This is a genomic window from Vibrio sp. CK2-1 (genome assembly GCF_021726515.1).
Lineage (GTDB): Bacteria > Pseudomonadota > Gammaproteobacteria > Enterobacterales > Vibrionaceae > Vibrio.
In genome coordinates this window covers 241,206-254,505 of the sequence record NZ_JAKKCJ010000001.1, presented here as the reverse complement: position 1 = coordinate 254,505, position 13,300 = coordinate 241,206, and the positions used below count along the sequence as shown (strand labels likewise).

The window sequence follows — 13,300 nt, the reverse complement described above, 5'->3', positions numbered from 1 at the left end:
TTTAGCATTATGCTAGAAATATTTGAGCACTCAATTTAAAATTGCATTGCCTTCGCGAGTTGTTGAATACCAGGCTCAATCAGTTCTTTTTTAATGGCGTGAAAACCTAAGCGGAAGTAGTGATCGGGTGGAATAGATAAACTGTTATTTGGATCTGGCATAAAATGCGAATAACCCGTTTCAATTAATACGCCAAATTGGGCGGCTCGTGATGATAAATGTTGGCTGTTCATGTTGTCAGGCGTCTGTAACCACAAGGCATTGGCTAATTCCTTTTTAGCTAAACGTTCACAAAATGGAATATATTTGTGGACAGCGTTATCAATCAACTCCCATCTTTGACGTGTTTGTTCGCGAAATTTACGTAAATAGCTGTCGTAGTAACCTTGAGTGATGAAATGGCTTAATTCCATTTGAGAGCGAGTGGGTGGGTGACGGTACATTAACCGTCGTAACGAACGCAGTTCATAAATTAACTCTTCAGATGCCACGATATAGCCTATCCGTAATCCTGGAGCTAATAACTTCGAAAAACTACTGACGTAGATAACACGTCCACTCTTATCGAGAGCTTTGAGTGCTGGTTTTGGCTGTGTTTCAAAGTTACTTTCAGAATCGTAATCATCTTCAATAATAATTGCATCGTTTTGTTGTGCTTGTTGCAATAAAAGTTGTCTACGCTGATCGCTCATCGTGACACCAGTTGGTGCTTGATGGCTTGGTGTCACATAGAAAAAATCACACATTGAAGAAAGAGGGTTTAATAAAAGCCCATCACTGTCGACTTGATGAGGGTGCAAGGTCGCGTCTGTCATACTAAAAATATTGTTGGCTTCTTTATAGCCAGGATTTTCAACACCAACGCGACTACTTTTATCCATTAATAATTGCGCTAACATGAACAAAGCATTCTGCGACCCCATAGTTATTAATATCTCGTCACTGTTTACATGGATGCCTCTTTGGGGCAAAACTCGAGTGCGAATTTGTTCAATGAGCTGCTCATCATCTTTATCGACTTTATCGCATAACCACCTATGGTCATGAGGGTTCGACATTACTTTGCGTGATGCTTCTCGCCATTGAACTAAAGGAAAATCATTAATTGAGGGCTGCCCATAAATAAATGGATATTCATAGCAGCTCCATTGCGTAGGCTTAACAACCCGTTGATATTGACTGGTGTTTATTTTGAGTTTTGCATCCCAATTTGGTGCAACATTTCTGGTTGACGTTTCATTTGAGAGAAAACCAAGTGATAAGGCACTTTGTGCTTGATCGTCTGATGTTAAGTAATTGGAGTGTCGATATTTTTCAGCCAAGTAGTAACCACTGCGAGGTTTACTAATTAAATAGCCATTATCTAATAAGCTCTCATAGACCAATGAAACTGTATTGCGAGATACTTTAAGCTGTTGAGAAAGATTACGACAAGAAGGGAGAGCTTGATCCGGAGGGAAAATACCGTCCAATATAGCTTTTACTAAATACTCACGGACTTGTTCTTGTAAGCTACGTTTTTCATCGAACTCGATAAAGCAATTATGATTCGTTGCCATGATCTCTCCTGAATACACTAAATTTGTTTCCCTAGCCTCTTCAAACAACACCTAATTCTGATGTGAATCTGAAACTTTCAAGCTTTGAATCAGAAGTAATGCAATTGTTAGACCAAGAAAAAATAAGAAGAAAAATTAAGCTGTCCCAAAGAGAATGTTTAATTGGCTCTACGACAATGTTGAGAGTGAATCTACAGTGAATACGGTACTTATCAGTCAAAAGGATCAGACTATGTATAAACCATTTTCACTTAAAAAATTAATGCTCATCATGGCTTCATCAGTGTTTACAATCACTGGTATTGCACAAGCTCAAGATTTACCTCAGATCGAAAAACAAGGTGTAATGAAAGTCGCAACGGAAGATAACTATTCGCCATTTAATTATATCGAGAGAGGCGCACCTCAAGGCATTAATAAAGATCTATTGGATGAATTAAGAAAATATTCCAAGTTTGAAATTAAGCAAGAAATACTACCTTGGACAGGTTTATTAGCAGCGGTATCGGGTGGACAATATGACTTAGCGTTAACGGGTGCAATTATTACCGATGCTCGATTAAAAACATTTGATTTCACTCCTCCTATTGCATCAGCACAACATTATTTTGTAGCACGAGCTAAAGATGACAGCATTCAAACGATCGCAGATTTGGATGGTAAAACGGTTGGCTTGCAAGCAGGTAGTGCATTGCTAGAACGTTTACCCGAACTCAAAACAATGTTAGAGGCTCAAGGTAAGGAACTAGGAAAAGTTATTCAATATCAATCTTACCCAGAAGCTTATGCAGATCTCGCAAATGGTCGAATTGATTATGTAATTAATAGTATTGTCTCGGTTAATCAAATTGTTACGTCGAAGCCAAAGGTGTTTAAAAAAGGTCTGCCAGTCTCTGGTTTAGGGTTTGTAAGTTGGCCTGTACCGAAAAACAACCCGGAACTTTTGAATTATCTAACTGAGTTCTTTCAGCATTTACAAGAAACAGGCCGCTTAGCTCAGTTGCAGAAGAAATGGTTTGGAGAATCGTTCGATACATTGCCATCTGATGCAATTACTACCGTTGATCAATATCACCAGTTAACGTCTACCAATTAAAAAAATAGCAAGCCAAGAGCAGTAGAGACGCTGCTGCTCTTTATTCTGGGCTTTGTGTTAAGTAGAAGATGAAAGCGTATTTAAAGGTGATTTATATCAGCAAGGGGTGATTGTTATGGATTCTTATGCATGGATACAGCTGGGGCAAGGTGCATGGGTAACGGTTTGGATTTCTTTTGTCTCAATTGTTCTTGGCATTAGTATTGGATTGGTTATTGCGATTGTACGAATGATGAAGTTACCTTGGATAGACCAATTTCTTGGTATTTACGTCAGTTGGGCAAGAGCGACTCCTTTAGTGACACTAGTTCTTTTTATATTTTTAACTTTTCCTTCTTTTGGTCTTCAGTTGGATAAAAACCTGTCAGCAATCTTAGCTCTGACATTGAATACCGCTGCTTTTAATGCAGAGATTTGGCGAAATGCATTCCTTAATTTTTCAAAAGGACAGTTAGAAGCTGCAGAAGCCTTGGGTATGAGACGTGTTACGTATTTCTGTCGCATTATGTTCCCACAGATGTTGTTGGTGAGCTTACCTGCATTAATTAATGAAATGTCTTTTTTAATTAAAGGTAGTCCAGCAATTGCAGTGATTGGAGTGGTTGATTTAACACGAGTAACAAACCGAATTTCAGCGGTTACTTATGAACCACTGTCTCCTATTTTATGTGCTGCAGTTATTTATATGGTCATTATTGGTGCCTTGGTGAAACTACAATCGTACGCTGAATTGAAAACGCAGTATTTACGATGAATTAGTGTGCTTTAGCCGAACGGACAATAACAAATGGATGGGATTGAAGTATGTCTGAGTGGGAAATAATTTGGCAGCAGCGAGATACCTTTGTCTCCGGATTTGGTACAACTATCGCACTCTTTGGGGTGTCAGCTGTTGCGAGCCTTCTTATTGGTGTTGGCTTACTTTATATGATGGAAAATTCGAATACTAAAATTAAATCTACATTGCGTTTCGGCGTGAACATCATGCGAACGCTACCGTTTTTGATTCTCGCTTATTTGCTGTATTACGGGTTACCGCAATTGGGTATCAGAATGGAAGCCATGACAGTGGGCTTTGTGTCGCTAAGTATTTATCACGGTGCCTATTTCTGCGAAATTTTTCGAGGTCAACGTAAAGGCATGGACAACGGTTTAATCGAATCTGCTGAAGCTTGTGGATTTAACCGACATAAAATATTTACGCGGATTATCGGCCCTAGCGTTGTTTTAAAATCGATTCCCCTTATCGCAAACCAATTGATTATTTGTTTAAAAGATACGGCCTTCCTTAGCATCATTACTGTGATTGATATTACGGCTGCAGCTAACAGCGTGCAATCGATGTATTTCATTCCATTAAAAGCCTTTTTGGTCGCAATCGCTTTGTATTGGGTTATTAGTATTGCAATTGAAAAATCGAGCAAATATTGCATACAACATGTTGAAAAACGAGGATTAAGTAATGTCTAGTCAAGCACAAGCAGTTGAATGTGAACACATTATTAAAATTGATAAGCTATCTAAACAGTTTGATGGCATAGAAGTCTTAAGAGATATTAACTTAACAATTAAAAAAGGAGATGTGGTGAGTATTCTTGGGTCATCTGGCTCAGGAAAGTCCACATTATTACGTTGTATGAATTGGCTTGAGCAACCAGAGCGAGGAGCCATTTATCTCCGCCATGATCGAATTGATCAAAATCCGGTAACAAAGAAACCATTAAAGCATAAAGAATTAGCTAAGTTACGTGAACGTATTGGAATGGTATTCCAAAGCTTTAATTTATGGCCTCATTTAAGCGTTTTACAAAATGTAATGGAAGCTTTGATTCATGTGAAAAAAATGCCGAAATCACAAGCGGAAGAAATAGCTAAGAAGCAATTAGAAAAAGTTGGAATGTCGCATAAATTAGATGCTTATCCGAATATGTTATCGGGTGGTCAAAAACAGCGAGTCGCTATTGCTAGATCATTGGCGATGGAACCAGAGGTTATTTTATTTGATGAGCCTACATCTGCTTTAGACCCTGAATTGGTTGAAGAAGTCCTAACGGTAATGAAGCAGTTATCAAAAGAAGGCTATACCATGGTGGTGGTGACTCATGAAATGGAGTTTGCCCGTATGGTTTCGAATCAGGTAGTGTTTTTAGATAAAGGGATTTTGATAGAGAAATGTCCACCAGAGAAATTTTTCAGTAATCCAGATTCACTACGTGTTAAGCAATTTTTAAATCTGGCTTGATGCCATAAAAAATCGCCTGAATAATTAACTATTCAGGCGATTTATATACACCCAGTTACTTCGGGTATAAGAGCTAGTAAACGACAGGCTAGTCGATTTGCTTATCTTTAGTGAAAGATAAAATGGCGATACAAATAGCCGCCACAGCAACAAATCCACCTAGGATAATCGCAGGCATGGCTGCGTAACCTAAGATATGCCAGATAACGTATTCTAAAGTACTCATAATTCCTTCTCCTTATCTGGTGGCTTTATTGCCAGCCTTCCACGTCTTTCATGTCTGGCAATTTATGTGCGATGCCTTTATGACAATCTACACATGTTTTATCGCCATCAGCAAGTGCTGTTGAGTGCTGTTTGATGGCACGCGGGCCTTGCTCTGAGAAATCCATGTAGTTGAACTGGTGACAGTTACGGCATTCTTTCGAGTCGTTGTCTTTCATACGTTGCCATTCGCGATGTGCTAGATGGCCACGACGAGCTTTAAACTTCTCTTCGGTATCAATAGTACCAATGAAGTTGTACACCAACTCTTTAGAGGCTTGTACTTTACGTACGATTTTGTCTGTCCACTGGTGTGGTACGTGACAGTCTGAACAAATGGCACGAACACCAGAGCGGTTAGAGTAGTGAATAGTTTCACGAATCTCTTTCACGATAGGCGCGTGACAACCAGAACAAAATTCTTCTGTGTTGGTCGCTTCCATACCGGTGTTAAATGCACCCCAGAAGAGTAGACCACCCATAAAGCCCATAAACAGGATAACGCCTGCGGCTGCTTTACTTGGGGTGGATAAACGCTTCCAAAAGTTTTTTAAGATTTTCATAATCGTCTCTCTTTTGGCCTAGGTTTGCTTTGCATCACATTGATTTAAAGTCACCTAGGCGCAGCGTTTATTTTAATGAGTCTACTGGCTCATATTTGTTTTCAACTAATGGTTTTGCATCTGCTTGAGGTACGTGACATTGCAAACAGAAGTAACGACGAGGTGACACGTCAGACAATACAGCGTCTTGACGGTTTACGTAGTGCGTTACACTGATTTTTGTCGCGCCCATGTCTTTCGCATTTTTCCAGCTATGACAAGCAAGACATTTGTTCGCGTTTAGCGATACTTCGTAGTTACGAATAGTATGTGGAATCAATGGTGGCTGATACACATAGCTGCTATCGACTTTGTGGTCTTTTGGAAAACGCTTAAAGTCGTCGGCAGGACGTGTCGCTTCAAGTTCAGCACTACCACGTAATGATTCAACGCCACCGATACCACCTGGATTAGTTGCAGCAGGGGTAATAGTGTCACCATCTTCAGCTTGTACGGCACCCATGATCAATGCACTTGCGGCGATCAATGCCATGATGATTTTTTTCATAATCTTCTCCGATTCTTTGTTGGTCACTCAGGTCTCTACTGAGTGACCTTCATTTCTTATTGCTCGTGCTTAAATCAGGTTTAAACACTGCCAACTTTCGTGATCTTCACAGGACATTTCTTAAAGTCAGTCTGTTTAGATAGTGGGTCGGTCGCATCTAAAATCAATTTGTTGACTAGGATACGAGCATCAAAGAACGGTACGAAAACCAAGCCTTGTGGCGGACGGTTACGACCACGAGTTTCAACACGGGCACGCACTTCACCACGTGGCGATGTAATCAGTACTTCATCACCGCGGCGTAAATTACGAGCTTCTGCATCATCAGGGTGGATGAAACAATGCGCATCAGGTACAGCTTTGTATAGCTCAGGTACACGACGTGTCATGGTGCCGGTGTGCCAGTGCTCAAGAACACGGCCAGTACATAGCCATAAATCGAACTCTTCATTTGGCACTTCTGGTGGCGCTTCGTAAGGCGCTGAAATGATCAGAGCTTTACCATCTGGCTTACCGTAGAAGTCACGACCTTCACGCTTGGCGTATGGGTCATATTCTGGGTTAAAGCGCCATAACGTTTCTTTACCATCGACAACCGGCCAACGCAGACCACGTACCGTGTGGTAAACATCGTAAGGTGCTAAGTCATGACCGTGGCCACGACCAAATTCAGCGTATTCTTCAAATAGACCTTTTTGTACGTAGAAACCAGCTGATTTCGCATCATCGTTAAGCTCTTGTGCTTCTTCTAGCGGGAACTTATCAACATTACCGTTGCGGAATAAAATGTCGTACATGGTCTTGCCGCGAAGCTCTGGTGCTTTCGCCATCAAATCTTCTGGCCACACTTCTTCGATCTTGAAGCGTTTTGAGAATTCCATGATTTGCCAAAGGTCAGATTTTGCCCCTTCAACTGGCGATACTTGTTGATACCAAGCTTGAGTACGACGTTCTGCGTTACCGTAAGCGCCTTCTTTTTCAATCCACATTGCGGTTGGAAGAATAAGGTCAGAGGCTTGCGCGGTGACTGTTGGGTATGGGTCTGAACATACAATGAAGTTATCAGGGTTACGGTAACCAGGAAGACGTTCAGTGTTGATGTTTGGACCGGCTTGCATGTTGTTGTTACACATTACCCAGTAAGCATTGAGTACGCCGTCATTCAACATGCGATCTTGCTGTACTGCGTGGAAGCCTGGTTTTGGTGGAATAGTACCTTCTGGTAGTTTCCAGATTTTTTCTGCGATTTCACGGTGTTTAGGGTTTGCGACAACCATATCCGCTGGTAGACGGTGCGCGAACGTACCCACTTCACGTGCAGTACCACATGCAGAAGGCTGACCGGTTAGTGAGAACGGGCTGTTGCCTGGTTCTGAGATTTTACCGGTGAGTAAGTGCAGGTTGTACACTAGGCTTTGCATCCAAACGCCACGAGTATGTTGGTTCATACCCATAGTCCAAAGTGACATCACTTTACGGTTTGGATCCGCATATTGCTTAGCTAGTTCAATCAGATCTTCAGGTAGTACACCTGACATTTCAGAGGCTTTTTCTACGGTGTATGGTGCCACTGATTTCTTATAGGCTTCAAAGCTGATATCAGACATATCGCCTGAGTTCGGGTTTTTCGCTTTTAGCTGTAGAGGATCGTCATCACGCAGGCCATAACCGATATCGGTTGCTGCTTGCTTAAAGTGGGTGTGCTTATTTACGAAATCCCAGTTTACCGCATCATTTTGGATGATGTAGTTAGCAATGAAGTTAGCAATCGCAAGGTCTGATTGAGGGTGGAAAACCATGCCGCGATCAGCTAATTCAAAAGAACGGTGATAGTAAGTTGAAAGAACGTTTACTTTCACATGTGGGTGACTTAAACGACGGTCAGTAATACGAGTCCAAAGTACTGGGTGCATTTCTGCCATGTTTGAACCCCAAAGTACGAAAGAATCCGCGTGTTCGAAGTCATCGTAACAACCCATTGGCTCATCAATACCGAAAGTACGCATGAAACCAACTACCGCAGAAGCCATACAGTGACGAGCATTCGGATCGATGTTGTTTGAACGGAAACCCGCTTTCATTAATTTAGAAGCCGCGTAACCTTCCATGACAGTCCACTGGCCAGAGCCAAACATACCGACGCTGGTTGGGCCTTTTTCTTTAAGGGCTTTTTTGAATTTCTCAGCCATCACATCGAAAGCTTGATCCCAAGAAACTGGTGCAAACTCACCATTCTTATCGAACTTACCATCTTTCATACGCAATAATGGCGTATTCAAACGGTCTTTACCGTACATGATTTTCGATAAGAAGTAGCCTTTAATACAGTTCAGACCTTTGTTTACTGGCGCTTCAGGGTCACCTTGTGTTGCCACAACGCGGCCATTTTGAGTACCAACTAAAACCGAACAACCAGTACCACAAAAGCGGCAAGGTGCTTTATCCCATTTGATGGCCGTTTCGTCTGAGCTTACGATCAGGTTAGTAGCAGAAGCGGGGAGGGTTATCCCTGCGACGGCGGCGGCGGAAGCGGCTGCGTTTGCTTTAACAAACGCACGTCTTGTCATTTTCATACATCACCCTCGGGTTTTTAATCCAGTGTTTTACTTAAAATAATTAAGTACTTAATTGTTATTATTCCGTTATTTCTGTTTCATCATCGAGATTGTCTTCGATTTGATGAAAAACTAATGCGGTGCTTAAGACGTGATCAAGTTGGTTGATCGCATCAATGGTGTCGGTGATATAACCTTGATTTTCGGTTTCAATCACCACGACCAATTTCCCTTCTTCACTTTCGCCGTATATTTCGGTTCCATCAAAAGACTCAATAGTCGTTTTTGTGGAAGCTAAATGCTCTGGCATAACATGAACGACTAAACTTGAGATATGAACTTCGTTAAGCGACATTGTGCTCTCTATAATATTTTAGTGTATTGCTATAAGTTTTTGATTGTAATCGCATTGGTCGGACAAACCGAAACACATGCGCCACAACCGGTACAACTATCTATGTCTATCTGCGGTTGAGCGACCGAGCCTACTGCTAACTTGAAGCGAATGGCTTGAGGATCACAACTATCACCACAACTGCGACAGTCCACATTTCTTTTGGCTAGGCAAGCATCGCTAATATCCGCTTTCACTTGCCATGCTGGTTCGGTTTTCGGGTGAAATAATGGCTCAGGACAAACTTCAGCACACTGGTAACAAAAAGTGCATTCACCTTGATTGAAATCGACTCTTGGAAAGCCGCCATCCGAAGATTTAATGATCTTTTCCGGACAAGCATTGCTACATTTGCCACACTGAGTACATACATCGGTAAAAAGGTGATTTTTGACCCAAGGTAAGTTGGGCTTATCGGCATCTTTTCGGCGAGTAAATAGTTGTCGTCTAGAGATGTTAATTTGAGAATTAGACATGCCAATTACCTTTGTAAAACACGAATAGCCTGTTTATAAAACAAACAGTGCTAAATGTTTATTTCACCACATAAAATTGTAGTTTTTATAGGTCAAGCTGAAATACCCCCAAAGGGGTAATTAGGGGTGTAAATTGTTTTAGATCAATTTTGACACTGTATAAACTTCACACATTTTTAAGTATTCAAGTAAAATCAAAAAATTCCTACATATAAGGTCGGTTGATCTTCTCTACAAAAGTCATCATTTATTTGATTGTTAATCATAGGATAAAGTGTGAATCGGGCTCGTCATTCTGAACATTATTTTGCTCCACAAAAGCCAATTGCTTCGACGATCGCAAAAGGGCTTATTTCCATTTTAATTTTTGTTATCGTGGCTATCATTGTGGCGACTTTTACCATTACTTATAGCTTGAAAGATGCTGAAATTATTAATGTGGCAGGTTCACTGCGGATGCAAAGTTATCGCTTAGCCTACGACATAAAAACCGATTCGGATAAGTTGCAGCAGCACAGCCAAATGCTAGAACAATCGCTAAATTCACCAGTTATGAAATCGCTGGATAACGTGCTGGTTCCAACTGAAATTAAATATCAATATCTTTCAATTCAAAATCGCTGGCACGGTCTTTCGGTTGATATAAATGCAGGTAGAGAAGCCGATTATTTAACAGAAGTAGAAGCGCTCGTTGAGCAGCTTGATATTTTTGTTTTGAACTTACAGCGATTTTCTGAAAATAAACTAAAAGCTTTTGCGTTCGCAGGAGCAGGATGTTTACTACTTATTTTCATTGTCACCATGCTGATCATGCGTTTTGTACGCAATAAAATTGTAAAACCACTAGAAGATTTGGTGATCGCCAGTCAATCCATTCAAGATAAAAACTTTACCATTCAGCTTGATATTAATTCCGACACTGAACTCGATGTATTAGGGCATTGTTATCAATCAATGGCCAGAGAATTAGCATTACTCTATCAAGGCTTAGAAGCTGCGGTTGATAAAAAAACCCATGAACTACAACAAGCCAATGATGCTTTGAAGATTTTATATGATAGCTCGGAAGCCTTATCGAGCTCTCGATTAACCATTCAAAATTTTCAATTAGTGTTGGACGCTTTTGAAAAAGTAGAAGGTATTCAAGCATGCCGTTTATTGATCGATGAAAAAGAAGGCGGTGGCATTGAACTGCTTGCGGGTCAGCAGCAAGGTAATATTGAATGGAGAAGCTTTCCATTAGAAGAACAAGCGATGTCATTAGGGCAACTGGAGTGGCAGCAAACATCAGGTCAGCTCGATCATTTATTAATGGAAAACTTAGGTCGAATCATGGCGCGTGCCTTGTACTTTAGCCATAATCAAAAACAGACTGAGCAGCTTATCTTGATGCAAGAGCGTGCCACTATTGCGCGCGAGTTACATGATTCATTGGCACAATCACTGTCTTATCTGAAAATTCAAATTACCTTATTAAAGCGCAATTTAAACCAAGATTTATGTGCCAAACGTTGTGAAGTGGCAACAGGTATAATTAAAGAAGTTGATGAAGTACTTGCTCAGGCCTACACACAACTTCGAGAATTACTCAGTACCTTCCGCTTAAAAATTGAAGATGCGCATTTTGGCGAAGCATTAAAGCAATTATTGCAGCCACTGCAAGCGCAAACCAAAGCTTCTTTGAATGTAGACAATCAACTGCTCTCGATGGAATTAGATGCTCAACAGCAGGTCCATCTTCTACAATATATACGTGAAGCGGTGCTGAATGCGATTAAACACTCTCACGCAAGTCAGGTGAATGTGTATTGCTATCAAGAGAACAGCGATATTCATGTCAAAATTGAAGATGATGGACAGGGCTTTGATGTTAATCAGCCCAAACCGAATCATTATGGTTTAAGTATTATGCAAGAGCGAGCCTCTAGACTCGGTGCTGAACATCATATTGACTCGATGTTAGGCAAAGGCTGCCTAGTGCGTTTAAAAATGACGCTAGGTGTGTGAAGTCTACAGCTAGGGGCGGTGAGAATTTGTAATAATAAATGCAGCACTGGTGCATTAACCTCAAATAATAACAATACGTAGGTAACCGATGACAAACACAGTATCAAAAGTTTTATTAGTCGATGATCACCCATTAATGCGTCGTGGTATTGGCCAACTAATGAATTTAGAAAGCTGCTTTGAAGTAGTAGGGGAAGCCAGTAATGGTGTAGATGCTATCGCGCTTGCCAATGAACTTGAACCCGACATTATTCTGTTGGATTTAAATATGAAAGGCATGTCGGGTTTAGATACCTTAAAAGCGATGCGCAAAGAAAATATCGATAGTCAGATTATTATTTTAACCGTATCCGATAACCCTGCGGACATTGATGCACTAGTCAAAGCGCAAGCGGATGGTTATTTATTAAAAGACAGTGAGCCTGAAGAACTGATCGAGCTATTAAAGCAAGCGCAGCAAGGTGAGCCGGTTTATAGCCACCTAGTAAAAGAGCATTTAGAAACGCGTAGTGAAGGCGATAATTTGATGGATCAGCTCACTGACCGTGAAATGCAAATTTTGCAGGAAGTGGCGAAGGGTTATCGTAATAAGCAAATTGCCGATCATCTATTTATCTCAGAATCGACAGTAAAAGTGCACATGAAAAGCCTACTGAAAAAGCTCAATGTTGCCTCAAGAACGGCCGCGACTGTGTTGTACCTAGATACTTATGGCCGAGATTAATGGCTTCTTTGTCTTGGTATCAAGCCACAATTTTGACAATATAGTCAGCCCTTTCGTTTAATGCTGGATGTTTTATGTTTACAGGTATTGTTCAAGCCGTTGCAACACTGAAAAAAGTCACCGATCACCAAGGTATTCGTAGCTTTGATATTGCTTTCCCAGAAGGCTTTTGTCAGGAAATTGAAATTGGTGCTAGTGTCGCCATCGATGGTGTTTGCTTAACGGTGACTGAAATAGTAAGCGCTCACATTCTGCGCTTTGATGTGATGCTTAAAAGCCTACAAATTACCACACTCAGTGAAGTGGCAGAAAACGATACTGTGAATGCAGAACGTGCTGCGAAAGATGGCGCTGAGATCGGCGGACATCCACTTTCTGGCCATGTCGACTTTTGCGCTCAAGTCGTCAGTGTTGAGCATATTGAAGAAAACTACCGCATCCGAATTGGGGTAGAACCTCAGTGGTTACGTTATATCTTCCCGAAAGGTTACATTGCGATTAATGGCGCGAGCTTAACTATCTCTGATGTTGATAAAAAACAAGGCTGGTTTGACGTTTGGTTGATCCCTGAAACTCGCCGAATGACGACTTTTGAATTGAAGCAGGCCGGTTCTAAGTTAAACATCGAAATCGAACGTAGTACCCAAGTGTTAGTTGATACGGTGCGTGAAACATTAGAAGAAAATCTCGGTGAATTATTTCCTGCATTAGAACAATTATTAGAGAAAAATAATATTCACTTAAACCAATTAGCAGAAATGAAAAATAAGTAATAACGAACAGTTTATTCTAAGTTGATTGTTAATTTTATTTTTTATATATGTGTAAATGAAATGTTTCGTATTATTTGTCGATTGGATTTGTAGGTTAAGT

At 40.8% G+C, this 13,300-nt stretch carries 14 protein-coding genes; 7 read left to right on the top strand and 7 right to left on the bottom strand.

Annotated features, from left to right (window positions below):
- Window positions 1-35 precede the first annotated feature (35 nt).
- Window positions 36-1,559, bottom strand: a complete 1,524-nt coding sequence (locus L3V25_RS01095; protein ID WP_237293670.1) for a PLP-dependent aminotransferase family protein — start codon at window positions 1,557-1,559, stop codon at window positions 36-38.
- Between the two features lie 262 nt (window positions 1,560-1,821).
- On the opposite strand from L3V25_RS01095, the gene L3V25_RS01090 reads away from it, so the two are divergent.
- The 4 genes from L3V25_RS01090 (at window position 1,822) to L3V25_RS01075 (ending at window position 4,897) form a co-directional block, all read left to right on the top strand.
- Window positions 1,822-2,655 (top strand): transporter substrate-binding domain-containing protein, encoded by an 834-nt coding sequence (locus L3V25_RS01090; RefSeq protein WP_237294319.1) that lies wholly within the window; start codon window positions 1,822-1,824, stop codon window positions 2,653-2,655.
- A 115-nt stretch (window positions 2,656-2,770) separates the two neighbouring features.
- Window positions 2,771-3,409: an amino acid ABC transporter permease gene (locus L3V25_RS01085; RefSeq protein WP_237293669.1), complete on the top strand. Its 639-nt coding sequence runs from the start codon at window positions 2,771-2,773 to the stop codon at window positions 3,407-3,409.
- A 50-nt stretch (window positions 3,410-3,459) separates the two neighbouring features.
- Window positions 3,460-4,125: an ABC transporter permease subunit gene (locus L3V25_RS01080; RefSeq protein ID WP_237293668.1), complete on the top strand. Its 666-nt coding sequence runs from the start codon at window positions 3,460-3,462 to the stop codon at window positions 4,123-4,125.
- A complete protein-coding gene (locus L3V25_RS01075) occupies window positions 4,118-4,897 on the top strand; it encodes an amino acid ABC transporter ATP-binding protein (RefSeq protein ID WP_237293667.1) in 780 nt (259 codons plus the stop codon). The genes L3V25_RS01080 and L3V25_RS01075 overlap by 8 nt, the downstream gene beginning before the upstream one ends.
- An 88-nt stretch (window positions 4,898-4,985) precedes the next feature.
- Here the strand turns inward: L3V25_RS01075 and L3V25_RS01070 are convergent, their stop codons facing one another.
- The 6 genes from L3V25_RS01070 to napF form a co-directional block, all read right to left on the bottom strand.
- Entirely contained in the window at window positions 4,986-5,123 is a 138-nt protein-coding gene (locus L3V25_RS01070; RefSeq protein WP_089139649.1) for a TIGR02808 family protein, read from the bottom strand.
- 25 nt (window positions 5,124-5,148) lie between these two features.
- Window positions 5,149-5,724, bottom strand: coding sequence for a NapC/NirT family cytochrome c (locus L3V25_RS01065; RefSeq protein WP_237293666.1), 576 nt, complete (start codon window positions 5,722-5,724; stop codon window positions 5,149-5,151).
- Between the two features lie 67 nt (window positions 5,725-5,791).
- Entirely contained in the window at window positions 5,792-6,271 is a 480-nt protein-coding gene (locus tag L3V25_RS01060; protein ID WP_237293665.1) for a nitrate reductase cytochrome c-type subunit, read from the bottom strand.
- A gap of 80 nt (window positions 6,272-6,351) precedes the next feature.
- A complete protein-coding gene (gene napA / locus L3V25_RS01055; RefSeq protein WP_237293664.1) occupies window positions 6,352-8,844 on the bottom strand; it encodes a periplasmic nitrate reductase subunit alpha in 2,493 nt (830 codons plus the stop codon).
- Between the two features lie 61 nt (window positions 8,845-8,905).
- Window positions 8,906-9,181, bottom strand: coding sequence for a chaperone NapD (locus tag L3V25_RS01050; protein ID WP_027696684.1), 276 nt, complete (start codon window positions 9,179-9,181; stop codon window positions 8,906-8,908).
- Window positions 9,182-9,210: 29 nt separating this feature from the next.
- A complete protein-coding gene (napF, locus tag L3V25_RS01045) occupies window positions 9,211-9,696 on the bottom strand; it encodes a ferredoxin-type protein NapF (protein ID WP_027696685.1) in 486 nt (161 codons plus the stop codon).
- A gap of 276 nt (window positions 9,697-9,972) precedes the next feature.
- Between napF and narQ the strand changes: the two genes are divergently transcribed.
- The 3 genes from narQ to L3V25_RS01030 all read left to right on the top strand — a co-directional run bounded on the left by narQ (window position 9,973) and on the right by L3V25_RS01030 (window position 13,200).
- Window positions 9,973-11,703, top strand: a complete 1,731-nt coding sequence (gene narQ / locus L3V25_RS01040) for a nitrate/nitrite two-component system sensor histidine kinase NarQ (protein WP_237293663.1) — start codon at window positions 9,973-9,975, stop codon at window positions 11,701-11,703.
- A gap of 88 nt (window positions 11,704-11,791) precedes the next feature.
- Window positions 11,792-12,427 carry a response regulator gene (locus tag L3V25_RS01035; RefSeq protein WP_237293662.1) on the top strand — a complete coding sequence of 212 codons (636 nt, stop codon included), beginning with the start codon at window positions 11,792-11,794 and terminating at the stop codon, window positions 12,425-12,427.
- Window positions 12,428-12,501: 74 nt separating this feature from the next.
- Window positions 12,502-13,200 (top strand): riboflavin synthase subunit alpha, encoded by a 699-nt coding sequence (locus tag L3V25_RS01030; RefSeq protein WP_237293661.1) that lies wholly within the window; start codon window positions 12,502-12,504, stop codon window positions 13,198-13,200.
- The last annotated feature ends 100 nt before the right edge of the window (window positions 13,201-13,300 follow it).

What these genes read in the sequence shown, in the direction of transcription:
- L3V25_RS01095 (WP_237293670.1), bottom strand. Translation starts at nt 1,559, where the DNA reads ATGGCAACGAATCATAATTGCTTTATCGAGTTCGATGAAAAACGTAGC.
- L3V25_RS01090 (WP_237294319.1), top strand. Translation starts at nt 1,822, where the DNA reads ATGCTCATCATGGCTTCATCAGTGTTTACAATCACTGGTATTGCACAA.
- L3V25_RS01085 (WP_237293669.1), top strand. Translation starts at nt 2,771, where the DNA reads ATGGATTCTTATGCATGGATACAGCTGGGGCAAGGTGCATGGGTAACG.
- L3V25_RS01080 (WP_237293668.1), top strand. Translation starts at nt 3,460, where the DNA reads ATGTCTGAGTGGGAAATAATTTGGCAGCAGCGAGATACCTTTGTCTCC.
- L3V25_RS01075 (WP_237293667.1), top strand. Translation starts at nt 4,118, where the DNA reads ATGTCTAGTCAAGCACAAGCAGTTGAATGTGAACACATTATTAAAATT.
- L3V25_RS01070 (WP_089139649.1), bottom strand. Translation starts at nt 5,123, where the DNA reads ATGAGTACTTTAGAATACGTTATCTGGCATATCTTAGGTTACGCAGCC.
- L3V25_RS01065 (WP_237293666.1), bottom strand. Translation starts at nt 5,724, where the DNA reads ATGAAAATCTTAAAAAACTTTTGGAAGCGTTTATCCACCCCAAGTAAA.
- L3V25_RS01060 (WP_237293665.1), bottom strand. Translation starts at nt 6,271, where the DNA reads ATGAAAAAAATCATCATGGCATTGATCGCCGCAAGTGCATTGATCATG.
- napA (WP_237293664.1), bottom strand. Translation starts at nt 8,844, where the DNA reads ATGAAAATGACAAGACGTGCGTTTGTTAAAGCAAACGCAGCCGCTTCC.
- L3V25_RS01050 (WP_027696684.1), bottom strand. Translation starts at nt 9,181, where the DNA reads ATGTCGCTTAACGAAGTTCATATCTCAAGTTTAGTCGTTCATGTTATG.
- napF (WP_027696685.1), bottom strand. Translation starts at nt 9,696, where the DNA reads ATGTCTAATTCTCAAATTAACATCTCTAGACGACAACTATTTACTCGC.
- L3V25_RS01035 (WP_237293662.1), top strand. Translation starts at nt 11,792, where the DNA reads ATGACAAACACAGTATCAAAAGTTTTATTAGTCGATGATCACCCATTA.
- L3V25_RS01030 (WP_237293661.1), top strand. Translation starts at nt 12,502, where the DNA reads ATGTTTACAGGTATTGTTCAAGCCGTTGCAACACTGAAAAAAGTCACC.